26 protein-coding genes are annotated in these 24,688 nt (G+C 55.2%); 16 read left to right on the forward strand and 10 right to left on the reverse strand.

What is annotated here, in order from left to right:
• The first annotated feature begins 112 nt into the window (after positions 1-112).
• From FEAC_RS10675 to FEAC_RS10725, 11 genes are all read left to right on the forward strand, one after another.
• Entirely contained in the window at positions 113-1,378 is a 1,266-nt protein-coding gene (locus FEAC_RS10675; RefSeq protein WP_052566251.1) for an ATPase, T2SS/T4P/T4SS family, read from the forward strand.
• The gene (locus FEAC_RS10680) at positions 1,375-2,205 is read left to right on the forward strand and encodes a type II secretion system F family protein (protein WP_035390277.1); all 831 of its coding nucleotides are present in this window, start codon (positions 1,375-1,377) and stop codon (positions 2,203-2,205) included. The genes FEAC_RS10675 and FEAC_RS10680 overlap by 4 nt, the downstream gene beginning before the upstream one ends.
• A complete protein-coding gene (locus FEAC_RS10685) occupies positions 2,202-3,041 on the forward strand; it encodes a type II secretion system F family protein (RefSeq protein WP_035390278.1) in 840 nt (279 codons plus the stop codon). The genes FEAC_RS10680 and FEAC_RS10685 overlap by 4 nt, the downstream gene beginning before the upstream one ends.
• A 175-nt stretch (positions 3,042-3,216) precedes the next feature.
• A complete protein-coding gene (locus FEAC_RS10690; RefSeq protein ID WP_035390279.1) occupies positions 3,217-4,176 on the forward strand; it encodes a proline iminopeptidase-family hydrolase in 960 nt (319 codons plus the stop codon).
• A gap of 382 nt (positions 4,177-4,558) precedes the next feature.
• Positions 4,559-4,843 (forward strand): hypothetical protein, encoded by a 285-nt coding sequence (locus FEAC_RS10695; RefSeq protein ID WP_035390280.1) that lies wholly within the window; start codon positions 4,559-4,561, stop codon positions 4,841-4,843.
• A gap of 103 nt (positions 4,844-4,946) precedes the next feature.
• Complete coding sequence (locus FEAC_RS10700; RefSeq protein ID WP_035390281.1) at positions 4,947-5,333, forward strand: hypothetical protein; 387 nt, start codon at positions 4,947-4,949, stop codon at positions 5,331-5,333.
• A complete protein-coding gene (locus FEAC_RS10705; protein ID WP_035390282.1) occupies positions 5,311-5,766 on the forward strand; it encodes a hypothetical protein in 456 nt (151 codons plus the stop codon). The genes FEAC_RS10700 and FEAC_RS10705 overlap by 23 nt, the downstream gene beginning before the upstream one ends.
• Complete coding sequence (locus tag FEAC_RS10710) at positions 5,741-6,196, forward strand: pilus assembly protein TadG-related protein (RefSeq protein WP_035390283.1); 456 nt, start codon at positions 5,741-5,743, stop codon at positions 6,194-6,196. The genes FEAC_RS10705 and FEAC_RS10710 overlap by 26 nt, the downstream gene beginning before the upstream one ends.
• A 54-nt stretch (positions 6,197-6,250) precedes the next feature.
• A complete protein-coding gene (locus FEAC_RS10715) occupies positions 6,251-7,114 on the forward strand; it encodes a tyrosine-protein phosphatase (protein ID WP_035390284.1) in 864 nt (287 codons plus the stop codon).
• 433 nt (positions 7,115-7,547) lie between these two features.
• Complete coding sequence (gene acs / locus FEAC_RS10720; RefSeq protein WP_035390285.1) at positions 7,548-9,527, forward strand: acetate--CoA ligase; 1,980 nt, start codon at positions 7,548-7,550, stop codon at positions 9,525-9,527.
• A 431-nt stretch (positions 9,528-9,958) separates the two neighbouring features.
• Positions 9,959-10,594, forward strand: coding sequence for an acetate uptake transporter (locus tag FEAC_RS10725; protein WP_035390286.1), 636 nt, complete (start codon positions 9,959-9,961; stop codon positions 10,592-10,594).
• A 199-nt stretch (positions 10,595-10,793) separates the two neighbouring features.
• Here FEAC_RS10725 and FEAC_RS10730 read toward each other — a convergent pair whose 3' ends face one another.
• The 7 genes from FEAC_RS10730 to rpsT all read right to left on the reverse strand — a co-directional run bounded on the left by FEAC_RS10730 (position 10,794) and on the right by rpsT (position 15,709).
• Positions 10,794-11,105, reverse strand: coding sequence for a hypothetical protein (locus FEAC_RS10730; protein ID WP_035390287.1), 312 nt, complete (start codon positions 11,103-11,105; stop codon positions 10,794-10,796).
• An 80-nt stretch (positions 11,106-11,185) separates the two neighbouring features.
• Positions 11,186-11,458, reverse strand: a complete 273-nt coding sequence (locus tag FEAC_RS10735; RefSeq protein WP_035390288.1) for a hypothetical protein — start codon at positions 11,456-11,458, stop codon at positions 11,186-11,188.
• 48 nt (positions 11,459-11,506) lie between these two features.
• The gene (locus tag FEAC_RS10740; RefSeq protein ID WP_035390289.1) at positions 11,507-12,097 is read right to left on the reverse strand and encodes a transcriptional regulator; all 591 of its coding nucleotides are present in this window, start codon (positions 12,095-12,097) and stop codon (positions 11,507-11,509) included.
• A gap of 59 nt (positions 12,098-12,156) precedes the next feature.
• Positions 12,157-12,861: an RsmE family RNA methyltransferase gene (locus FEAC_RS10745; protein ID WP_035390290.1), complete on the reverse strand. Its 705-nt coding sequence runs from the start codon at positions 12,859-12,861 to the stop codon at positions 12,157-12,159.
• Positions 12,862-13,986 carry a molecular chaperone DnaJ gene (gene dnaJ / locus FEAC_RS10750; RefSeq protein ID WP_052566252.1) on the reverse strand — a complete coding sequence of 375 codons (1,125 nt, stop codon included), beginning with the start codon at positions 13,984-13,986 and terminating at the stop codon, positions 12,862-12,864.
• Between the two features lie 8 nt (positions 13,987-13,994).
• Positions 13,995-15,071, reverse strand: coding sequence for an HrcA family transcriptional regulator (locus tag FEAC_RS10755; protein ID WP_035390292.1), 1,077 nt, complete (start codon positions 15,069-15,071; stop codon positions 13,995-13,997).
• 392 nt (positions 15,072-15,463) lie between these two features.
• Positions 15,464-15,709: a 30S ribosomal protein S20 gene (gene rpsT / locus FEAC_RS10760; protein ID WP_035390293.1), complete on the reverse strand. Its 246-nt coding sequence runs from the start codon at positions 15,707-15,709 to the stop codon at positions 15,464-15,466.
• Positions 15,710-15,824: 115 nt separating this feature from the next.
• Here rpsT and lepA point away from each other — a divergent pair, with 115 nt between their 5' ends.
• The 4 genes from lepA (at position 15,825) to FEAC_RS15625 (ending at position 21,339) form a co-directional block, all read left to right on the forward strand.
• Positions 15,825-17,612, forward strand: a complete 1,788-nt coding sequence (gene lepA / locus FEAC_RS10765) for a translation elongation factor 4 (protein ID WP_035390294.1) — start codon at positions 15,825-15,827, stop codon at positions 17,610-17,612.
• Between the two features lie 118 nt (positions 17,613-17,730).
• Positions 17,731-17,973, forward strand: coding sequence for a hypothetical protein (locus FEAC_RS10770; RefSeq protein WP_152623198.1), 243 nt, complete (start codon positions 17,731-17,733; stop codon positions 17,971-17,973).
• Between the two features lie 442 nt (positions 17,974-18,415).
• Positions 18,416-20,677: an aconitate hydratase gene (locus tag FEAC_RS10775; RefSeq protein WP_035390296.1), complete on the forward strand. Its 2,262-nt coding sequence runs from the start codon at positions 18,416-18,418 to the stop codon at positions 20,675-20,677.
• A gap of 500 nt (positions 20,678-21,177) precedes the next feature.
• On the forward strand, positions 21,178-21,339 hold the full coding sequence (locus tag FEAC_RS15625; RefSeq protein ID WP_156099290.1) for a hypothetical protein: 162 nt from the start codon (positions 21,178-21,180) through the stop codon (positions 21,337-21,339).
• Between the two features lie 41 nt (positions 21,340-21,380).
• Here FEAC_RS15625 and FEAC_RS10780 read toward each other — a convergent pair whose 3' ends face one another.
• A complete protein-coding gene (locus FEAC_RS10780) occupies positions 21,381-21,749 on the reverse strand; it encodes a hypothetical protein (RefSeq protein WP_035390297.1) in 369 nt (122 codons plus the stop codon).
• Positions 21,750-22,190: 441 nt separating this feature from the next.
• Positions 22,191-22,568, reverse strand: a complete 378-nt coding sequence (locus tag FEAC_RS10785; RefSeq protein ID WP_156099291.1) for a hypothetical protein — start codon at positions 22,566-22,568, stop codon at positions 22,191-22,193.
• A 109-nt stretch (positions 22,569-22,677) separates the two neighbouring features.
• On the opposite strand from FEAC_RS10785, the gene FEAC_RS10790 reads away from it, so the two are divergent.
• A complete protein-coding gene (locus FEAC_RS10790) occupies positions 22,678-23,040 on the forward strand; it encodes a hypothetical protein (protein WP_052566253.1) in 363 nt (120 codons plus the stop codon).
• Positions 23,041-23,936: 896 nt separating this feature from the next.
• On the opposite strand, the gene istB is transcribed toward FEAC_RS10790, so the two are convergent.
• Entirely contained in the window at positions 23,937-24,665 is a 729-nt protein-coding gene (gene istB, locus FEAC_RS10795; protein ID WP_052566254.1) for an IS21-like element helper ATPase IstB, read from the reverse strand.
• Between the last annotated feature and the right edge of the window lie 23 nt (positions 24,666-24,688).

Consider the following 24,688-nt stretch of genomic DNA (forward strand, 5'->3'; position numbering starts at 1 on the left):
CAGAATCAAGCACGCCAACCAACCCCAATGGCCCCCATCGGCGGCTCGGTCACGGTCGCCACCACAAGCCATACTAAGGGCGAGAACCGGAGTCCCATCCAAGGAGAGAACCGTGCAATTCAGATCTGATGCCGCCGAAGGTTTTCTTGCCTGTTGCGCCTTGGTTGAGCAACGAGTACAGGCAGTTGCGAAAGAAGAACACCTCGACCCAGAAGACCCACGAGCAGCAGGTAGAATCCGCGAACTTGCACGCTCAGAGGCCGAACACAGTACGCACGGACTTCGACTCGTGGAGGCTGATCGCGATATCGGCATCGACCATGTCGCTGACTACGTCACTCGAAGTATGCTCGGCGCCGGTCCGCTACAACCACTCCTGGAGGACCAACGTCTGGAAGAGATCATGATCAACGGACCGCGCGAGATATTTGTGCTACGGTCAGGCTCCGGTCATCTTCGCTATCCAGAGGGCTTCTATCACGAAGCGCATCTTCGTCGCATAATCGAACGACTCGCTGCTCGCTCACTCGGCAACAGTCGCGCTCTAGACCCTTCAGAGGGGATACAAGATATCAGCCTTCCTGACGGTTCTCGTCTCCACCTTGTCCATCCAGAACTGTCAGCGACTGGACATATGCTCGTAAACCTGCGCAGGGTCTCCTACCAACCGCACGCCATCGACCGAGTTGTGATCCATGAACTCCTGATCATGGCGCTTAACGAAGGAGCAACGATAGTAATAGCAGGGCTACCCGGATCTGGCAAAACCACGTTGGCGAGACGATTACTCTCCAGCGTCGATCCACGCAGTCGAATAGTCATAGCCGAAGAGGTTGCCGAGACCGGCGTTGGCCTGGCCAACGTTGCCCACCTCCAGACGCGTAGGGCTCGTCGTGGTGCTTCAGCCATCGACTTGAGGACGCTAGTCACTGCCTTCTTGCGGATGGCTCCTTCGATAGCAGTGGTTGGTGAGATCCGTGATAAGGAGGCGCTGCCATTCTTACTGACCACCACCAGTGGAATCCCAGGGCTCACCACCATCCATGCCAGGGATGCCCGTGGTGCACTCACTCGTCTTCGACTACTCTCAGAACTCAATGGCGGTGCGATATCGAGTGGTTCGATGAGTCAACTCATCGCCGATGGAATAGATATCGTCGTCTACCAAGCAAAGGTTGACCAAAGCTTTGCTATCACTGAGGTGGCACTGGTGGAGGACGTCATTCACACCCAAGGAAACACCAACTTCGTTACCATCGAACTTGACCTTGAACATGGGTCTCTTGCTGCACCCATTCCTCACAACGCTCGACTTCTCCAGCGCTACCCCGGGCTAAAGCGTCTCATGAGCTCGCCGACGATCGCGGAGCTCGCATGATCGCGATCATTTGCTCGGTCATCGTCATCGCCGGAGTGGTCTTCGAGTTCGTGAGCCATCGACCAATTCAACCACGACGGCACCTAAAAGGCGTCCAGATCGTTCCTTTACTCCTGACGATCTCGGTCATTGCACTTGTCCTATCGCCCGCGATTGGATTGATCGCCGGTGGAGCAGCACTGATACTCGTGGTGGTCGACTCCTCCCACAAAGGCGAGAAGCTCAACTTTGCGCTTAGCAACGCTTGGTCGATGGTGCTCGACGAGACGGCCACCCGGATCTCGAGCCTCGGTGACCCTCTACCAATCGCCTTCTTTGCAGCTGCAGCATCACTACCGAAGTCTTTGGAGACTCTTGTTGACGCGGGTGCTAAGAATTACCAGCTAACAGGTGATTTCCAGGCAGCACTCGCCCCTCTGATTGCAAGACTTGGTCCAGGGTCATCCACCGAGACGCTACGGATGTTGGCGAGTCTCACAAGCGTATCGACTTCAGAGGCGCAGGCCACTCTCGCCGTGCTCTCAGAGCGTCATCGTGAAGATCACAACCTCACCATGGAGCTACAGGCGAAACTTTCTGGAGCAAAACTAGCTCGAGCCTTCGTCGTCGCCGTTCCTTTCTTTCTGATGGCGATAGGAGTGATCATCGGCGGAGGTATCGCCCCCTACCTCACTCGACTGGGCCTCAGCATGAGCACTATAGCACTGACAATAATCACGTTGTGTTGGCTCTGGGCGGATCGATATCTTGCTCCATTAGGACACTCTCACACTCGAACCCAGCGCAGGTCGAAAATCATTGACCTCATGAACTGGACCGCTCCGTGACCGCCAGAATCATAACCCTACTGTTGATCGTCATCCTCGTGGCCATCGCAGCCCAGCTCAGCAAGCACTCCCCACTCAACAGGGACCATGAGCGCCTCCTGCGTCATCTTCGCCCAGTTGGAGAACGCCCAAGTCAGCGCACGAATCTTTTTAACGATGTGACTACCAGCATCAGCAGAGAATTGGCACTCCTATTGATAGATCAGCCTCCAGCTCGATATCTGCTGACCATCTCTACGAACGCAAGCGTGGTGACCGCGTTGCTGGTAGTGGTGTCGACTCTAATCACTCCCACAATCGCACCATTCCTCGCGGCTGCAGTCGCATGGTTTCTCATGGTTGCGATGCAACGACTACTCCTGTTTACAAAGGCACAGCAGGCAGCCGACGCTCTCCGCAATGACATGCCGCTCCTGCTGAGCGAACTTCAGACCTCGCTCGAGAGAGGAAACTCTCTCACCTCAGCGGTCATAGCCACTGCTCGCTCCACCCAAACAGTATGGCGTGACCAGCTTGAACGCTCAGCCGCCTCGCTCACCAGAGGCGAGCCGCTGTCGAGAGTACTAGCAGACCTCGCTCATAACGTCTCGGACCCCGACGTCCAACGAGCGCTCGAACTCTTAGCTCTCTCGAACCAGCATCAGGTAGCCCAACAATTAGTTGCCCAGCTGCTGACAAAGGCAAAACTCGACCACCATCATCGGCTCATCGCCACCGCAGGCAAGCGCGAACAGTTGATCTGGATTCCAGTTGCCCTCGCTACCCTCATCCCTGGAGTACTACTGGTCATCGTACCACTTATCGGCTCGCTAAAAATGCTCGCCTTGCATCCTTGAGGATCAACCAGTCTTGGAGTCGAATGAACCCGAGAACCACTGGGCCATAGGGGCCGAGATCGATCAACCGAGCGACCTGCGATCTTGCGCACGATCCTTTGATTACATCGCCGATTTACCGCTATCATGGGCCGGTTAGGCTGGTGTTGGAGTGCACTCAAGGGGGGAGACTTAGATGGCTAGTGAGAACTCGTATCTCGACTACTCGAGCCGCAACGATCGGCTAAGCGGCGGGGCCAGGCGAATTCCGATCGAAACACCTGCTGGCAGCTTTTATGTCTGGACCAAGCGGGTCGGCAACAACCCAAAACTCAAGGTGCTACTGCTTCATGGAGGACCGGGTGCGAACCACGCCTACTTTGAGGCCGTCGATAGCTACTTCCCAGCCTCCGGCATCGAGTACTACTATTACGACCAACTCGGGTCGATCTTCAGCGACCAACCGAACGAACCATCGCTATGGGAGATCGACCGCTTCGTAGACGAAGTCGAACAGGTGCGCTACGCCCTCGGTCTGGACCGTGACAACTTCGTGTTGCTCGGACATTCATGGGGTGGCATCCTCGCTATCGAATACGCCTTAGCCCATCAGGATCATCTACGCGGCCTCGTGATCTCCAACATGATGGCCAGTGCACCGGCGTATACCGCCTACGCAGAGCAGGTCCTGATGCCGCAGATGGATCAGGACGCGCTCTCAGAGATCAAGGCTATCGAAGCGGCAGGAGATATAGACAATCCTCGCTACATGGAGCTCTTGATTCCTCACTTTTACGAGTATCACACCTTACGGATGCCAGCTGCTGAATGGCCCGACCCAGTGCAGAGAGGATTCGATCATATCAATCAACAGATCTACGTATCCATGCAAGGACCAAGTGAACTCGGCATGAGTGCCGACGCCAAACTTGCAGCCTGGGATCGGGTAAATGACCTCGAGAAGATCATGGTACCGACTCTGGTCATTGGCGCGCGCTACGACACCATGGATCCAGCCCACATGGAGATGATGTCCGAGAGGCTCCCCCGTGGTCACTACCTGTACTGTCCTAACGGGAGCCACATGGCGCTCTATGACGACCAGCAGACCTACTTTGCAGGGCTAGTCGACTTCCTCCGGCAGCTACCGAGCTAATAACAAATCAGGACCCGACCCGTAGCATTCGCAGCGACGTCTATGGCCACAGCACTCGACTCCCTAGACCCACCGTCGATTGGCACATGAGACGCCTATCTGTGTGATCAGCTCACCAGGCCGGCATCTAGAGACACACGACATTCGCACGGTGTAGTAGCAGCCAGTTGCAGATCCCTGCCAGCTACGCCCATTTCACCTCGAAGAGCACACGAAGATATGCTGACAGCTCGCCTCAAGATCCAGAGAGTATCCAGAGCGAAACTCACGCAATGATCTCTACTGCCAACACACCAATAACCAGCTAGATTTTTCGCCTCCTGCATTGACATATTGCAGCAATGAAGCTAGAATATCATTCAATCCAAGGAAGGAGAATTCTATGCTGACATGGAAGTTGGCTCGAGTGTCGTCGATCATTCGTTTTACGGTGAATCGGTGCATTATGACCCTGATGTTTGCCTTCGGCTCCTTACGCGAATTTGCGTATACCCAACTCAGCCACATAGGTAGTTTGGGGGATGAAGCAGGCGAGGGTGTCATCTCTACCGCCATCGTAGTAATGATCATGGCGTTTCTCGCAGTTGGACTCTGGGTCGCGTTCAAGCTTATCATGTCCAATGCGACGAGCTCGATCTCGACCCAGGTCGCAAAGATAGGACAATGAGCTGGCTCTTTGTCCGCTCCTACTGGTGCTCTCGACGATGGGTACCAGCCGTACTCGCCACAGCGTACAAGTCCGGCAAGAAGCGACACTAAGGACCGATTCGGTGTCCAGTTACCCAAAAGTTGGGATACATGACGCAATCGATAGCTCTGGATCCTCACTCGTTACCACGCTCATCGCCGGAACAGTTGGTCTTATCCTGCTCATCGTCACCGTCCAGTCCGTAACTGCAATCATCCTCTGGATTCAACTAAATTCACTCGCCAATCATGCTGCAGTCCTCGCAGCAAGCGACCTCACCAATGGAGCAGCAAATGCGATCAGAACCGCTGATTCATCCATCTATGCATCGGGGATAACAGGTGTTCATCAAGGAGACATTAGCTGGTATATTCATGGACAAATGGTGGAGCTCACGCTCCGACGCCATGTTACCCTCTTGGTCGCTCCCAGCTCGATTATGGCACATGCCACTGCATTGGTTAACTAGGCAACAAAACCTTCAATCAAGGGAGACTACGGACGGCTTCATCGACCTGATCACGCTCATCTTCGCCAGCGTTCTCGTGCTCGTAGTGCTCATCCCGTTCGTGATCGGAACAGTGCGGATCGTAGTGCTTAAACAACAACTCGACCAACGGGCCTGGAATCTTCTGCGCGCTGCAACCACACAAGGACTGTCTCCTCCCTCCACGCTCCGCATCGATGGCCAAAGCGTGAGCGTCGCGTTACAGGGATCGCTTAGTGGCTGCAGCGTCAACCGACTCACTCTCAGCACCAACACCACCCTTCCCGGCCTCGCCCTCCTTGGACGCTCCATCAGCAGCTACCAGGTAACGGGCTCGGCAACCATTGCTATTGGTGGGTATCGAAACCCTGACAGCGAAGGAATCAACTGTGCAGTTACCATCCAGGGCAACTAGAGCTAATACCGAATCCGGCTCGGCATTGATACTGCTGCCGTTGATCGCTATGGTGGTAGTGATCCTGACCACCTTGGCCATAAACGCTGCATCACTCTACCTTGCCCAACACCAACTCACCCAGGTGGCCGAGGCCTGTGCGATTCAGGGAACACGAGCACTTGACCCATCGTCGTACTATTCGCGAGGTGTGCTCACCCTGTCGCCATCGACCGCTCGACAGGACGTAACTAGCTGCGTTTACAACGAGACCTCAACCAATACAAGCATCCTCGTCTCCTACCCCGCACCACTCAGCCTGACCGTTAGGCTGACGCAGCCACAGCGTGCTCCTCTACTCGCCATTATGCATATCGACCAGGGTATCATCACAGCCTCTGCTACCGCTAGCGCAGTACCGTCAACACCGATCGCTCCAGCCCGCGCTTAGCCGCCGCTCGCATACAGTTCAGACCGCGTCAATATCAGGCACTAGGCTGGTGGGGTGAATACTCCTGTCGATGCACACCTGAGCCAAGATCACCGCCACCTCCTTGTTGCCGCTTCGCTCGGATCCAAGCTCGGCCTCCGTCCCATCGGGCCGCTCGCGGCGCTAGAGCTGGATGACGCCTCCTGCGCCCCGGTCATCGAGCGAGAGGTAGACAATACACGCTACTTCATCGCGAATCGAAGAATACCTCTTGACGGAGCAACGAACTTTCGCGATGCAGGCGGTCGTAGAACCGAAAACGGCGACTTAGTCGAGTGGCGCACCCACTATCGGTCCGAGAACCTGGTCAAGCTCACCTCACGTGACTGGGAACTCGTCGAAGCCCTCGGCATAGATATGATCCTCGATCTGCGCCACGGCGATGAGTCAGGACTCGCACCGTCTAAGGCACCGAGCAGCATCAGCATCGTACAGATCCCTATCGTTGGCAATCTCGCCGGTCACGTCGACGCAACGAGTGCTCTACTCGATGGCAAGATAGACCGCATCGACGACGATGCCATGCGATCCATGTATCTTGACCTCGTCGCACAGCACGGCCAAGACCTATTGACAGCCTTCGAGCTCTACCGCGATCACGACCACCCAGTCCTCGTGCACTGCACAGCCGGTAAGGATCGAACCGGGATAGTCGTTGCACTTTGGCAACTATCTCAGGGAGTCTCTCCTAGAGAGGTGCTCGAAGACTATCGCCTATCCTCTCTCTATCGCACACTACCCCGCTTCTTGACGCTACGTCCCGACCTACTTGCTGCACACGTGAATCCTCGCAACATCCATAGCTACATCTCGACCCAGAATGAATCGCTGGCCGCAGCGCTCGAGGCACTCGATCTCAACTCCGTTCTTCGTCGCTAGACTCGACCACGGTCCGAGTGATCAGCCCTAGTCATCCACCCGAGTGGGCGACAACCCGCTGATATAGCCAAACTCGTAGCCATCCGCGGTGCGATCTGACAATACTCCGTGTTTAGCTAGCTTTTCAACTCTCCCTGTGCATTCTCGTGCTAATAGATAATACAAACAAGCGACTTAGCTCCCCCCAGTAATTCCAACTATGCGTATCGATATTTGCGACTGCAATTATAGATCGATGGCGGCATGTGGGGATCACTTCAAGCGGATTAATGCCCAGCTGAAACGCGAACGCGGCTTAACGGTGTGCTATGCTTGTCCCAAATGTGGGGGTGTAATTGACAAGCCGATTGGAACGCACTACCATCTGTATCAATACATGGTTGCGGAGTGAACTACCGCAAACGAAGTACTAGATAACATATAAGGGGGAAGAATGGCCGATGATGGCGCCACAATTGAGGCACTGTTCTCCGAGGGACGAAAGTTCGATCCTCCGGCGCAGCTCCGTGAAACCGCCGCAATCAACTCGCCGCAAATCTACCGTGAGGGCGAAGACTACGAGACCTACTGGGCCACTCAAGCTGAACGAGTGCTCTGGCGGCGGCGGTGGGATCGGGTCCTCGACTGGTCAAATCCACCATTCGCCAAGTGGTTTGAGGGAGCAACCCTCAACATCACCGAGAGCTGTCTAGATCGCCACGTGGCAGCGACGCCAGACAAGGTCGCCTATCACTTTGAAGGAGAGGAGGGGGATACTCGAACCCTCACCTATCGCGACCTTCTCGGCGAGGTATGCAAGCTCGCCAATGGCTTGAGTTCGCTCGGGGTTAGCAAGGGTGACCGGGTAGCAATCTATATGGGCATGGTGCCTGAATTCCCGATTGCGTTGCTGGCTTGTGCGAGAATCGGTGCGGTCCACTCAGTGGTATTTGGGGGCTTCTCACCAGACGCGCTCGCCGACCGCATCAATGATGCTCAGGCTAAGGTGCTTATCACCTGTGATCAATCTCGGCGTAAAGGTCAGCTCGTCGAACTCAAAACCTTCGCAGATCGTGCACTCGAGAATACACCATCGATCGAGCATGTCGTGGTCGTCGAGCGTACAGGGAATGCAGTCCCTATGCAGACAGGACGGGACATAACCTATGCAGCACTTACCGAAAACCAATCGGCCGAGCGCGAGGCTACAGAGACCTCGAGCGAAGATCCGCTATACATCCTCTATACCTCAGGAACAACTGGTCGACCGAAGGGCATCTTGCATACCACCGGTGGCTATCTCGTAGGTGTTGCTACAACCCACGCTCAGGTCTTTGACCTCCGCCCGGAGGATGTCTACTGGTGCACCGCCGACATCGGATGGGTCACAGGCCATAGCTATATCGTCTATGGCCCGCTCGCCAACGGAGCCACTAGCGTGCTCTACGAAGGAGTCCCCGACTATCCGGACAAGGATCGCTACTGGTCAATCATCGAAAAATACAAGGTCACTCAGCTCTACACAGCACCGACATCGATCAGGACGTTCATGAAGTGGGGAACCGAATTCCCTGATCGTCACAACATGGAGTCATTGCGCATTATTGGTACTGTTGGTGAGCCGATCAATCCTGAGGCATGGATGTGGTATCGAAAAGTCATTGGTGGCGATCGCTGTCCAGTGGTAGACACCTGGTGGCAAACCGAAACCGGCAACATGATGATCTCGCCGCTACCAGCCATTACGGCAGCAAAACCTGGGTCGGCAACCATTCCACTTCCAGGGATCGGCGCAGATATCGTCGATGATAGTGGCGTGTCAGTTCCACTCGGTGGAGGTGGGTATCTAGTCTTGACCCACCCGTGGCCAGCGATGGCGCGTACCATCTATGGTGATCCCGATAGATTTGTCGATACCTACTGGTCTCGGTTCTCAGATCCAGCCAATGGATTGTGGCGCTATTTTGCAGGGGATGGAGCCAAGCGCGATGAGGATGGATACTACTGGCTCTTGGGCCGAGTCGACGACGTTATGAACGTCTCTGGCCACCGGATCTCTACCCTCGAGGTAGAGTCGGCCCTAGTCGACCATCCCTCAGTGGCCGAAGCCGCAGTGATCGGCCGAAACGACCCGATCACCGGTCAAGCTATCGCAGCATTCGTTACCCTGCGCTCAGGAATCATCGGAACTGAAGCGCTCATCCTCGAGCTTCGAGATCATGTAGCGGACAAGATCGGTAAGATTGCCAGGCCGGCATCTATCGTGTTCACCGAGGAGCTTCCAAAGACACGCTCGGGTAAGATCATGCGCCGGCTCCTCCGCGACATCTCCGAACAGCGCAAGCTAGGAGATGTCACGACGCTGGCGAACGCCGATGTTGTACAGGAGATCGCTGATCGAGCGAACTCCATGAAAGCTTCAACCGAGGAGTAGCGGACCACTAGTGACGGAGGGGTAGCCAAGCAACGGGGTATGACAACATCAGCAGCCAACATGAGCTAAGTCATAGACATAACTAGTGCTTTGACCTATGGATCCAACGACAGGGGGTGTGGAACCAATGGTAACCAAATGGATTCGGCGTGCGGTTAATTCGGACACAAGCGGATCGCAACTGCGGCGTCCGTTCGTCAGTGTCGGCTCATCCTACGGTAAAACGGCTACTGCAACCAACCTACCTGCTAGCTCCCAGACAGGGGGGTGCCTATCGAACTAGGTATCAACCAGCATGGAGTTAGGGGTAGCAACCAACAATCGAGACAAATTGGTAATTCTAGTGCAGAAGTGTTGCAGACGCAATGCCTGTGCAAGTGCGCTGTTATTCAACAACGAAGAGCAGCATGTAAATTAAGAAAGGACATTATATGTCAGCAAAAGACACCTTCGCGGATCCTGGCCACTGGGCAGTAACCGCGTTCTCGGCCACCTCGTTGATGTTGGGTATTATCAATGCCCATCTCATCAGTGGGACCGCGATCGGAATCATCATCCCAACCGCCTTCCTGTTCGGTGGCCTTGTTCAGATTATTGCAGCCGTCATTGAGATCGCACGTGGTAGCACCTTTGGTGCCGTCGCCTTCGGATCATACGGACCATTCTGGATCATCGTAGGACTCTACCTACAGTTCTACGCCAAGACAGTCGCTCCAGCGAGCGTTGGTAGTGCATTCGCACTCTTCTTGTGGATGTTTGCGATCATCTCGCTCTACCTGTTCATCGCCTCGTTGAAGACGGACGTAGTCCTAGCCATCATTTTGTTCCTGCTGACAGTCACCTTCATACTCCTCGCCCTTGGCCAAGGAATGAACTCGACCAGCCTGACTGAGACCGGTGGTTGGACCACGATCATCTTCGCGATTCTTGGCTTCTACCATGCCGCATCAGGGACGATCACCTCAACCTGGGGACGTGTCCTGCTACCGATAGGGCCACTGACGCCGAAGGCACCAGCCCAAACTGGCCAGGCCTCCCATCCCCCTATGACCCCGGTGGACCGCTAGTATCAGAGACTAATTGGCTACGGTTGTGGGTCACCCACAATTGGTAACCACAATGGCCGGTGCTCTAACGAGCGTCGGCCATTGTGGTTTACGGCCACCAGCAACATCGTCCACGCAGTCTGGCTCGTCAAGCGCCGACAATAGCGGCAACGACTAGTCACCAACTATTCGAACTATTACAGGAACGCAACGTCACCGCCTAAACTTCGGGACCATCTGCTTGCTTCGGCGACAGCGAGGCGATTAGCTCATCTACCAAAGGAAGGAACGGACCACCATCTAACAGGGCGTGTAGCTTTAGGGCCGCTTCTTGAGCCCCAATGTGGTCCTTCGCCGCCAACCGATCTGCTACGAAGTCAAGGACATCGGGAAGTTCCGCATACAGTGCGAGCTGGTTGAGCTCACGAATGGAGTCTGCTCCACGACGAACTAGCTCGAAATTCCCGACAACCGCCGCTCGCAAAGCTCTCTCCAGAGCACTCACGACCTCACGTTGGCGTTGACCATCCATATAGCGACCACCTTTACCATGACGGACATCTAGCTAACAGCGAAACAGGCGTCGAGGTCGATACCACCTACTGAGGCATGCTAGCAAAATTGCTGCAACAGCGTTAGATCGCGTAGTTCGATCAAGGCAGTCAACAACCCAGAGAACTCATCGTCACTGGCCGCAAGCAGCCGATTCAACAGTACAGATGGTTCAGACAACGGCTGGTCGCAGGAGGCTGAGAGGAGGAGCAGGTCGGCGACATCGTCACCAGTGGCAGCCTCGCCGGCTAGTACGCTGATAAGCCTGTGCACTTGATCGTGACGGCTTAACTCGCCCTCTTCTAGACTATCGAGCAGAGCACCTAGCTCCATCGCCTGTCTCTTAGAGACTCCGAGGCTCACCGCTTAGCGGATACCGAACTAGCTAGAGACTCGCAAACCGAGGTCGTCCAAGAAGGCGATCATGTCCTCGAACGAGAGTCCAAGTACAGCGCCTATAATCTTTAGATCATCCGAACGTACGGTCATGACTCTACCGTTAAAATCCTGACGCGAGATCTGGATCATCGACAAGTATCGGCTGATCAGATCACGTTCCGGTCCAATCATCGACGATAGTCGACCAAGATCAATGGTGCACTTGACCGAACCGGTCACCCGAGAACGAGCCACCCCAGCGCTGATCTGGCGCTCGAGACCAGCAAGATCGATCCGATTGTGATCGTCTGTGACCGAAGCGACCCTATCGCGATTGCTGAGCGCAAAGAACTCGCGACCAGCGAGTTCAGGGGGCAGGAGTTGGTCGACTCCCACATGGTAGAACTCCGCCAAGCGTTGGAGTCGTGGAACCGATATCGAGCGCTCGCCTCGCTCATAAGCGCCAAGAACCGATGCCTTAAATTCCTTCTCAGAGATCGCCTCGACAGCCTGTAGCGAGTAACGCTGTTGCTTGCGCACAGATCGCAGACGTTTCCCTACCTCACGCGCATAATCTCGCTCCGCCTGATCCATCGCCACTCCTTGCTCCATCTCGCAGAGGACCTGTGTCTACTCCGTGTGGCCAAAGTATATCAGGAATTATCACAAATACAAATCAACGACGCTCGTAAAGCGGCCAAAACTACGGCACCAGCGACTGCAGCAGTCTCAATTCGCAGAATTGGAAGACCCAGGCTCACTCTGGGTATGGACTCAGGTGAGATAACCACACCCGACTCTGGACCCACTACCAACGTCGTAACCCCAGTTGGGAGCGGGCCGCCGTCCGGATCGAGAATAGCGACTCCAGCACTTGTATCACCGAAGAACTCCTGGGCCTCCATGGGAGGAGTGATGTCTGGTAGCCAAAGCCGCTCGGACTGCTGAGATGCCTCGCGAGCGATACGATCGAGGCGGTCGAGACCAGCGGCGGAGATCTGTACTCCTCCGCGTCGATCACCGCTATCGGATAGCAGATGAATGCGGTCTATTCCGACCTCGGTCAGTTTCTGCACCGCCCACGATAGCCGTTCATTCGAGGGCAAGAACATCGCTATCCCAAGGCTTGGCGTCTGGCGTTGCGGCGTCTGAATATCGGAGAGCGGGACCAAGTGCACTCTTGGCTGAACTGCGTCGACCTTTACAGCCCGAAAGCTTCCTGCCCCGTCACCAACAAAAAGCTCAGCACCCACTCGCAGACGACGAACAACCCCCAGATGGTGGCCGAGCTCACGCGACACCTCTAGCGTATCTAAATCATCGACCAACGCGAACGGATGAAGGCGTTGCGCGCTCACTTAGGGCTTGAAGGCTGACTTGAGCTTCGAAAAAATACTATGTTCATGGTGCTCAAGAACCTGCTCACCACGTAGTTCAGCAAGCTGGCGGAGCAACCCCTCCTCCTCTTCACTGAGCTCATCTGGCATCTTTACATCCATCGCAACAATTAGATCACCACGGCCACGGCCACGGCCAGAGAGAACGGGAACACCCTTACCCTTTATGTGCAGCGTTGAGCCAGGTTGTGTTCCTGGCGCAATCTCAATAGTCTCGGTTCCATCAAGGCTCTCGAAGTTTATGCGGGCACCTAGCGAGGCTTGCACGTAAGAGATCGGCAACCGCATCCACAGGTCATTGCCTTGGCGTTCAAACCTGTCTGAGGATGCCGCATTCACATGAACATACAGGCTCCCAGGCTGACCACCTCTTGGTGCAGCAGCACCCTTTCCGGTCAAGCGTAGGACAAGGCCGTTATCCGCCCCTGGTGGTACCTCGATGGTAAAGTGACGCTCGAGGGTCTTGCGCCCCTCACCTCTACAATCAGAACAGAGGTCGCGGACCACCTTCCCCTCTCCATGGCAGACGTCGCAGGTCATGGTGGTCACCATCCGACCCAAAAATGACTGTGTCACCCGTTTGACCGAACCACTACCTTGGCACTGCGCGCAAACCGTTGCGGAGGTACCAGGCCTAGCGCCAGAGCCGCTACAGGTAGGACAGGTCGTAGGCATCTTCAAGGAGATCTCCTTTTGACACCCAAATACCGCCTCTTCAAACGTGAGGTTTACTGCCGTCTCCATGTCTTCACCACGACGCGGTCCCGCAGTCTCCTGTGTGCCAAAACCTTGACCGAACACTGTCTGAAAGATGTCGGAGAAGTTCGGCTGGAACGGCCCACCGGCACCACCAAACGGATCCCCACCAGCACCACTGGAGGAGCCATAGAGATCGTACTGACGTCGCTTGTCGGGATCGCTTAAGGTGTCATAGGCCTCAGTCACCAGCTTGAAGCGGTTCTCAGCCTCCTTGTCACCTCCGTTTACGTCAGGATGAAGTTGGCGAGCTAGTTTCCGATAGGAACGTTTGATATCATCCGCGGAAGCACTACGCGCAACTCCTAAGACCTCGTAATAATCGACCACATTCCTCCTTATCGCACGGCACGCGCTACCTGCGCGCTGAGTGCCTCGACCGCGGCCAAGGCTCGCGAATAGTCCATCCGTGTAGGCCCAATCAACCCGATCGAACCCACAAGCTCACCGTCAATCTCACACGGCGCTACTACAAGTGAGCAATCATTGAGTGCCTCTACTCCACCCTCATCGCCGATGCTAACCATGCTTCCAGTCTCGATCAGCGTACGAATAAGGTCGACTACGTGGACATCATGTTCGAGGGTCTCAAGAACCTTTGCTACCTGGTCGAGCTGCTCTAGGGCGGCGGCGGTTTTGGATAGCTCACGCACACGAAGTCCTACCTCTTCTCGAACCCGCAAGTCATTGATCGCAGTCGCCACCGCGCTAAAAAGGGTCTCGAGAACCGACCCACGCGGATCACCGTCGTTGGATCCCCTCTGGCCACCATCAGCACCAGACTCGTCTACTACATCACCGCCGAGCTTCGCAATATCAATGGGGACGCTCATATCCTTACCTACGAGCATCGCGGAGAGCCTTGATCCAACCTCACTGGCTAGCCAATCATCAACGGCGACACTTGGGTGAACCGTCGTACGCTCAACAGTCCCCTTAGAACCCACCACGATCACCAACACAGTATCCGGCGCCAGACAGACCACCTGAATCGCCTTGTAGCTTTCTGTCGACATAGCCCAAGTGGTCATAACCGCGGTATAGTTCGTCTGTTGGGACAGAAAAGTTAGCGATCGCTCAAGCACATCCTCAAGCGCACCTTTGGCACTCCGGAGAAAATCCGCGACATCGTGTTCGATTCGGGCCAGCTCTACCGGATCAAAACGCAAAAGTCTGTCGACGAAATAACGATAACCACGAATCGACGGGATGCGGCCAGCCGATACGTGTGGTTGAGTGAGGTAACCCTCCTTCTCAAGATTCGCCATCTGCGAGCGCACCGAAGCTGGTGATAGCGATAGTTCAGCGGACTCTAGAACATGCTGAGAACCCACTGGGGCGGCAGTACGGATGTATTCAACGATGACCGCAAGGAGTATCGCCTCCTTACGAGCGTTTAACGATTGATCAACCATAAGCGAGAACCTGACCTCAATACAACTCCTGATTACGTTATCGCACTCAGTGCCTTGACCTATAGTCTAGCTTTCGAGGAGGCCAGCTTGGTTTTATGCGCCAAACTGCAGATTTGATACGTCGGCTTAGCGAACTTCGCTGCCACTCTCGGCAATGCCGAGGCTGCAAAACAGCCTTTGGAGGCTATCAAAAGCTTTAGCACGCCAGACCGTACATCGTGTTGATCATTCGAGGTTCGCTACGAGAAGCAGTAGCTATACCCGAAACATGCAACCAAATCGAAAGCCGCTAGCCCCTCGGCCGCTTTTGGCGCCAGCCAATCCTTGGCTGGTTTGGCGCCAGCCAATCGGGTGCAATTAGCCAAGCGTACGGCTGTCTGCCCGAGAGCGATCTAGCCCTTCGTCCGTGCAAGCTGTGCCATCAGGCGCGACTTGCGGCGAGCGGCTTGATTCTTATGAATCACGCCCTGTGACGCAGCCTTGTCAAGCCGCTTGAGGGCTAGGCGAACTGAAGCCTCATCCTCGGTAGTAACTGCGTTCTTGACACGCGTCTTTAGCTCGGAACGAACCGCCTTATTGCGCTCACGCCGACGCTCATTCTGACCGATGCGCTTGATCTGACTTTTAATGTTTGCCAAAACTGACTCTCCAAGTTGCGTTTCCAGTTGCGTTCACCGCTCAAAATCCGATCTATTAGCATAGCACCAGCTCATGACTCGACGCGCCGTGCCGGTAGCCTAAGCTTACCTGCGCATGCTGGACCAGTCTCACATCCGTAACATCTCAATCATCGCCCATATCGATCATGGTAAGTCGACTCTCTCCGATCGTATCCTCGAACTCACCAAAGCCGTGGATCCTCGACTGATGCGCGAACAATACCTGGACTCGATGGATATCGAGCGCGAGCGCGGGATCACGATCAAGGCTCAGAACGCCAGCGTGGAGTGGCGAGGGTATAGGATCAACCTGATTGACACGCCTGGTCACGTCGACTTCGGCTACGAGGTCAGTCGATCGCTAGCCGCCTGCGAGGGAGTAATCCTCCTCGTCGATGCCTCACAAGGCATCGAGGCACAGACGTTGGCAAACTGTTACCTAGCCCTTGAACACGATCTTGAGATCGTGGCAGCGCTCAACAAGATCGATCTTCCAGCGGCTGAGCCCGATCTCTATGCAAGCGAGATCGAGAACGTACTCGGCATCGATCGAACCAGCATTCTAAGGATCTCAGCCAAGACCGGGGAGGGAGTGGCAGAGCTCCTAGACGCGGTGGTGGAACGGGTACCACAGCCTGCCGGGGATCGCAACGCCCCACTCCAGGCACTCATCTTTGACTCTCTGTATGACCAATACCGTGGAGTGGTCAGTTCACTCAGGGTCGTCAACGGCGTCATTCACTCCAACGATCGCGTGACCTTCATGCAGGCACAACGAACCCATGAGGTGGAGGAGATTGGTGCTCGCAGACCAATCATGACACCGGTCACCGAACTCGGCCCAGGGGAGGTTGGCTACCTCATCGCCGGCATCAAGGATGTTGGCGAGGCACGCTCTGGTGAAACAATAACGCATGCATACCAGCCAGCAGCTACTCCACTACCCGGTTACGAACACCCGAAGCCGATGGTGTTCTGCGGTCTCTACCCCATCGATGGTGACGAGTACGAGGAGCTGCGTGACTCGCTAGACAAGCTCATGCTCAACGATGCGAGTTTCACCTTTGAACCCGAGACCTCTGCCGCGCTCGGATTCGGCTTCCGATGTGGCTTCCTAGGACTCCTGCACATGGAGATCGTCCGGGAACGACTTGAACGAGAGTTTGGGCTATCGCTGATAGCAACGACACCGAGTGTGGGCTATCGGGTGATCGACACCAAAGGAGAACTCCTCGAGGTCGCCAACCCTTCTGCAATGCCAGCGGCCAATCTGATCTCCGAGATTGCCGAACCGATGTTGAAGGTCAACATCATCACGCCCTCAACTTATATCGGAACGATCATGGAGCTTGCGCAATCGAAGCGAGGCGAGCTCGTCAAGATGGACTACCTCTCACCCGAACGCGTCGAGATCAACTACCGACTCCCACTTGCAGAGATCGTCATCGACTTCTTCGACACCTTGAAGAGCCGGACCAAGGGTTACGCTTCGCTCGACTATGAGTCCGATGGTTATCAACCAGCCAGCTTAACCAAACTAGACATCCTTATCGCCGGCGAACCGGTCGATGCCTTTTCGACAATCATCCATAAAGACAAAGCTTACGACTATGGCCGCCGTCTGGTCGCCAAGCTCCGAGAGCTCATACCTCGGCAGTCCTTCGACGTACCCATCCAAGCCGCTATCGGCACCAAGGTAATCGCTCGCGAGACGGTAAAGGCGTACCGCAAGGACGTGATAGCCAAGTGTTATGGTGGCGACATCACTCGCAAACGCAAGCTCCTTGAGAAGCAAAAAGAGGGCAAGCGACGGATGAAATCCGTGGGCCGAGTTGAGATTCCACAAGAGGCCTTCGTCTCTGCACTCAGCATCGGGAGCTAGGCAGCAGCTACCAAGCTGGACCTAGACATGGGTGCATCGCACTCGTCGGGTTAATTCCGGGGCACCTACCGTAACAGCTTAAACAGATGGCAACGCAACCAGCCTGTAGAATCAGCTCATGGTCATGCGAAAGGTTCGAAAAACACCCGGCAGCTGTAGAACCGGTGTGGGTGTTGGCGATCGCCTAGTGGTCACCAGTCTCCTTCTCATTACTTTGTTCCTTCTGGCAACACTTCGAGACCCGTGGGTAGCGCTACCTTTGGCACTCGTGTTCACGATCTTCGTAGTACGAAAGCGGCGTTGCCTGTATCCATCATCGAGAGCATCACTCCAGGCGGCTATCGACCAACCCCGAGACTAAGCCACTCCAACTTCTTACACAGATTGAGTCTCACATCGACAAACCGATAACCAGACTGGGTCTTCAACGGCCCATATCGATTGAGGTTGAGCGAGCACCGCGGTGCTATGCAAAAAAGAGTGCAAGTATCACGGCACTCAAGGTTCAATTGAGTCGACATAGACAACAAAGGTATCCCTCGGGTCGCTAGAGATCTACCCCCGGGTAAAATCGACACGCCTGCGCCAACATCGACGATCGGACTACTCGATCGCCGCTATTGCGCCACTATTCCATGCGAAGATGCTGCCCGTGGCCACCGGTCACTTCCCGATGCTCACGAACCTTAGCCCGCTGCATTAGTTTCACGTTGATCCACCCGCAAAGAGCGCATCATCAGCGCCAAACGTTGTACCTGTCTTAAACTTGTATTATACTTTTGAGTACGGACGAAAGGATGACCATGACAACAGCAGAATCCTCAACACCAACCGCGAGCGTCGCCAAACTCTATGAACGACTCTCTGAGACGACCGCGATCGGACGTGAGCGGCTTGGCAGACCGCTTACCTTTGCCGAGAAGGTGCTCTTCGCCCACTTTCTCCATCCTGAGACGACCGACTTGGAGCGAGGCGTGAGTTACGTCGAGCTCATGCCAGACCGTGTTGCCATGCAAGACGCGACTGCACAGATGGCTCTGCTGCAGTTCATGACGGCCGGGTTGCCACAGGTCGCAGTTCCCTCCACCGTTCACTGTGATCATCTCATCCAAGCGCAGTTTGGAGCCACCACCGACCTAGAGACTGCGGGGGTCACAAACAAGGAGGTCTATGACTTCCTACGATCCGTCTCCGCCAAGTACGGACTTGGCTTTTGGGAGCCGGGTTCTGGCATCATTCACCAAGTCGTCCTTGAACAGTATGCCTTCCCCGGCGCCATGATGATCGGAACCGATTCTCACACCCCTAACGCTGGGGGTCTTAGCATGGTGGCGATCGGCGTGGGTGGCGCAGATGCCGTCGACGTCATGGTGGGGATGCCTTTTAACGTACGTCTACCCAAGCTGATCGGGGTTCACCTCACCGGTGCACCGTCAGGTTGGACCTCGGCGAAGGACGTTATTCTTCGCGTTGCCGAGATCCTCACGGTCAAGGGCGGCACCGGTGCAATCCTGCAGTACTTCGGCGATGGTGCCCGAGCGCTGTCTACAACCGGAAAAGCCACGATCTGTAACATGGGGGCTGAGATCGGTGCTACATGCTCGCTCTTTCCCGCTGATGAGAACTCTGTCGCCTATCTCCGATCAACCGGGCGAGAGGCGATAGCCGATCTGGTCGCCTCTAATCTGATCGAGCTAACCGACGACCCAGAGGTCGAGCAAGATCCACGCCCCTACTTCGACCAATTGATAGAGATCAATCTCGACACCCTTGAACCACAGATCGTGGGACCTGGCACCCCCGACCTAGGCAGAGGGGTTGGAGAGATAGCTGCAGAAGCCAAGGAGAAGGGGTGGCCAGTGGAGCTCTCCTATACCCTCGTCGGTTCGTGCACCAACTCGTCATACGAGGACATCGCTCGAGCGGCATCTATCGCTCGATGGGCGAATGAGCGAGGGCTCAAGGTCAAGAGTCCGCTCTTGGTAACCCCCGGATCCGAACGGGTGCGCGCCACCATTGAACGTGATGGTCTGCTCGATGACTTGCGCGCGATCGGCGCCACCGAGCTAGCGAATGCATGCGGGCCGTGCATTGGCCAATGGAAGCGGACTGATGAGGCATCGCAAGGAGTCAACTCGATCTTGACCTCCTATAATCGCAACTTCCCGAAACGCAACGATGGCAGTGCCGACACCTTAGCCTTCATCGCCTCTCCAGAGGTCGTGGTCGCCTATTCACTGGTGGGCAACTTCAACTTCAATCCGCTCACCGATCCAATCGAAGGTGAGCTCATCCCCCAACCTACAGGCGACAAGCTCCCATCGCTCGGTTTTGCAAGCGAACAGTCCGGCTTCCAAACACCCCCTGTCGACTCTTCAAAAGTCGAGGTCAAGGTGGATCCCGCCTCTGAGCGTCTACAACTACTACAGCCCTTTGAACCCTGGGATGGAGAGGACTACCTCGGACTCGCCGTTCTTATGAAGGCGGTCGGGAAGTGTACGACCGATCACATATCGGCAGCAGGACCATGGCTTCGCTTTCGTGGCCACCTCGACAATATATCGAACAACCTCTTCTTAGGCGTCAACAACGCCTTTGGATCACAGGCTGGGAAGGGCTGGTGCAAGGTCCATAGCGCGGAGGAGTCGCTCCCAGAGATTGCGCGTCATTACAAGACAGCTGGTATCGCCTGGGTCGCTATAGGCGACGAGAACTATGGTGAGGGTTCCTCTCGAGAGCACGCAGCAATGGAGCCGCGGTTCTTAGGAGCCAAGGCGATTATCGCGCGTTCCTTTGCCAGAATCGCCGAAACTAACCTCAAAAAACAAGGTGTTCTCCCGTTAACCTTTGCGGATCCGGCGACATACGACTTGATCGCGAAGGACGATAACGTCGACATCGTCGATCTCGCAGCGCTAGCGCCCAATCGTCCGGTCAAGGGCATAATCCATCATGCCGATGGTAGCGCCACCGAATTCGAGATGACTCATACTCTCTCCCCCACCCACATCGAGTGGTTCCACGCAGGAAGTGCGCTCAACATCATCCGAGATCGCGCCCGCTGAACAACTACAACGCCAGTGCAGATGCCCTGTGACTAGCTAGTCGATACCCAAATGGAGTCAGTTCAACCAATGACCGCTACAAGAGCACGCTCATAGCGGTCATTGGCGCTTGTCCGCTAGAACACCGACCTGGCATAGTGTGTAGGCGATGACTAATGGCGTGTAGATCACCTCGGCTGCAGACCGCCAAGGTCGCACACCCTTCTAGACCTAGTGGTCCACTAGGCCGCTAGACGCCTCTCGTTCGAGGGCTGCCGCCAAGAGAGCTAACCCAACTTTCGGAGAATCTTCCCGAATTGGTGTCTGGTTTGATCCTTTTTCCCCGATTTCGATGGGTCATCCACGGGTGAGATTTGTATTATGCCAGGTCGGGTATATTTGGAGATGAATGTAGTGTCCTAAGTACTAATATACCCGTAATTAGGACAGCATTCCTTCCTACTCTCTGCACGTAACCTTAACCTACACGGTGATTCGCAAACCCCGTGGTTGAGGGCGACATGCACGCCGAACCCAGGGCCACCGCACAACTCAACCGGCAGACGCCCGCGTTCCTCGCCAAACTCGAAGAGGTACTTGGGTCGGTGCAGAAGACCATCGCGTCTATCGAGGCCCGTCTGTCCAACCTCGAGGCGAGGGTCAACCAGCTACCGAGTGGTTAGCGTTGTCGAGCGCACTCACACTCCTCGATGATCACCGTTGTTCAGGAGGCGAGCTGATGAGCCCGCTGGTAGGAGACACCAAGGAGTTTGCCAACATCACGCAGGGGAAGACCTGCGTCTACAAGTTGACGAGCCGCGATACGTATCTCCGCGGCAGCCTCTGACTGGGTACGGCTAGATTCAGCTCGAAGCTGTGCCGCTTTTCGTAGGTGCTCCTGCACCTCTTCAGGTAGCCGAGTCGTTACTTCCAGAGAAAACGAGTCAGGAGTTTCTCCTGTCATCGCGACAACGAGATCTCGTGCCATCTCATCTAACTCTCGTAGGTGTCTGGCTTGAGTAACGCCTATACCCGGTATGTGAATCAGCCAGAACTTGCCATCGCGTTCAACACTTGCCTGATAGGTCTTCATAGTCTCCACCATCCTTTGCCTAGTTCACCTTCACACTCGATGAAGATCGTTCGTACCAATCCTTCGCCGAGCTCGTTGTGGCGAGACCGGGATTAGTCGAGTACCCAACCGATACACGCTGTGGCGTGCGCCCTCGTGGTCGATCTTCCACGGTACCTCCTGTCGTTTCGCTTCCTGGCTTATCTTACGAACTAGATCTCGTCGTTTCATTAGTTAAGTCTACTCTGCACTTGGTGCCGACTGTCTAGTTCAGGGTAGAAGTGCTGAACTGCGATGGGCATCGCGTAGCGCGTGATGGCGATCTCCCATCCTCCCATGCCTTGGCGCCTCTGTGCACCAATATTCCTCACGATTCTCGCGTCAGATCAGCTCTCTACTCCTGCGCCATCCGCTGTGTTCTACTCACAATCACCCTTCGCGAGCCACTTTACGCATCACCCACTACGCTGCCAACGACTCGATCCACTCATGCAATTCATCCAAGGTATCGAACGTTAGGCGGTCATGTGCAAATCCGCTACATGTTTGCACTTCGGTCTCGTTGACGTGGGCAGCAACCCAGGTATCGCAATTCCTTCTATAGTCGACTCGCCACCTGGTTACGTCCGCGATTAACGCAAGTGCGGCATTGAACAGGTCTTCTAGGGAGGAAAGGTGTGCGTACCGTAGTCCAATGTTGTCATTACCGGTGAACGAGAAACCGGCAATGGAGTCGAAGATGTGAGCGATGTCAGACCCGAACCATCCCCAGTCTGGACTCAACCACACCGCATCCACGGTCACGGTCACGGTCCAGCCCAGTCCTCTATCGATTGTCACACGACAGTTCAGCGTTGCAGTCAAGAGTTCCAAGGCTCCAGTGAGGTCTCTTTCGTGAGTAGTTTCAAATCACAACGAACTCACAGAGGGCGAGATCTGGAATCTCTATATGACCTTAACCAGAGTCGAGAATGCCTTTCGGTCCCTAAAGAGCGATCTTGGCCTTCGTCCCGTCTATCACCAGCTAGCAACGAGAACCGCTGCTCACCTGTTCATCTCGGTACTTGGCTATCATCTCCTCAGTGCTATTGAGCTCACCTTGCGATCTAACGATGACACCAGGAGTTGGTCGACGATTAAAGAACAGGTCTCTACCCACGCTAGGACCACCATGGTGTTGACTAGTGACGAGGGGATCGTCAATCACATACGGGTCTCCTCTGTCCCAGAGCCAACACAGCGCAAGATCTATTCTCTTCTTGGGGTCAGGGACCCGCTCAAGCGCATAAAGACAATTGCCACGCGTTTGTAGTGTCTTACTGCTCTAACCCCAACCCCTCTACCAGGGAGAATGCGGATGAGTTTCGAAAGTTGGGTTAGGGCATGAGGTGTTGAGAAGCTGGTGACAACTGCCACCCGATCCAAGGATCGCCATCCATGCTGCTAAGCGCAGTTGCATGTTCGCCACTGTTGACGTTGAGAACGTTGGCACTTGGATGTTTACAGGAATAGACGACCCTGTACCCGTACTTGCACCAGCATAGAGTTTTGCATGGGCAAGGACGCTCTTGACGTACGTGAGCGGATTATCGGCACTGTGCAGGAATGGTCTGTCGTTGAACACGTACCTCAGTGGCTGTCCGTGGGCCATAATCACCGTGACGCCGTTCATCCCTGCGTCATATGCGTATTCCTGCGAAATGTGCCACCCGTTCTCGCTGAAATGTGCCACCCCCTAGAGGGCGCGAGACGGACTGTTTGAAGTGTATATCTGATGGGTCGAGAATTGGCTCCTTTTCGATTGATTTATGTGCACCCCAAAGGTCGGAGTTCTACTCCATCTTGGATGGTTGTATCCTCAGTTGAGAAAATCGTTGGGCCGACTAGCGAGACACTGCGCACCATCTCTGCTCTGACCGATGACAACGATCAGTTCGTCGTTGTCGCGACGTAGCTTGACCATCCACGACCGCTCCTCGCTTCGATTTCTTGTACTAGCGGAACCAAAGTGCACCTCTGCTGTGACCGGTCCTCTCCTTCGTCGTCGATGAGCAGCTACACGACAAGCGGCCGAGCAGTACCGGGCCGGTCTTCCCCTGGGTTGTTGGCCCAGAATCTGGGTGCATCCCGGCCCCTCGCAGATCCTTGACAACGATGGTTTCGTAACGTTACGTAATGGCTCTCGACTTTGTTCTTGTCGGCTCACACTCATGACTTCTTTGTCCTCATGGAGGCCCCGTTCATCTGGATAACGTGAGCGTTACACAGGAGACGATCGAGGACTGCATCAGAGAGCGTCGGATCCCCAAGTGCCTCATGCCAGGAGTCAACGGGAAGCTGTGAGGTGACGATGGTCGACTTGCGTTCAGATCGATCCTCCAATACTTCCAATAGGTCCGAGGGTTCGCTCCCTGTGAGTGGTGTGAGTCCGAAATCGTCTATGACTAGTATCTCAGCACGTGAAAGGCTCTGTAGTACCTTCAGATACCTTCCATCACCTCTGGCGATGGCTAGATCCGCAAAGAGAGCTGGTGCCCTCCGGTACAGTGCACTATGGCCAGATCGAATCCCAGCGTAGGCAAGTGCACACCCAAGGTAACTCTTACCTATTCCAGTTGGACCGGTGACCAGAATGTTCTGGTGTGCATCTACCCAGTGAGATGAGCTAAAGCCCATGATCATCGAACGCTCCAGTCCCCTCGGGGTGTGAAAGTCGAGGTCCTCAATGCTGGCTTGATGTCTGAGCTTGGCAGCTCTAAGCCGGGTAGCGAGCCTTCTGGCCTCTCGATCCATTGCCTCCCGGTCTACTAACATTGCGAAGCGTTCCTCAAAGCTGAGCTCGAGGTATTGGACACTCTCTAGCTGCTCACGAAACGCGTCTGCCATCCCCTTCAAACCAAGGTCTGTCAGGGTCCCAATCGTCTGGTTGTTCAACATGTCACGTTCTCCTGACCCCCGGC

Source organism: Ferrimicrobium acidiphilum DSM 19497, from assembly GCF_000949255.1.
GTDB classification, from domain to species: domain Bacteria; phylum Actinomycetota; class Acidimicrobiia; order Acidimicrobiales; family Acidimicrobiaceae; genus Ferrimicrobium; species Ferrimicrobium acidiphilum.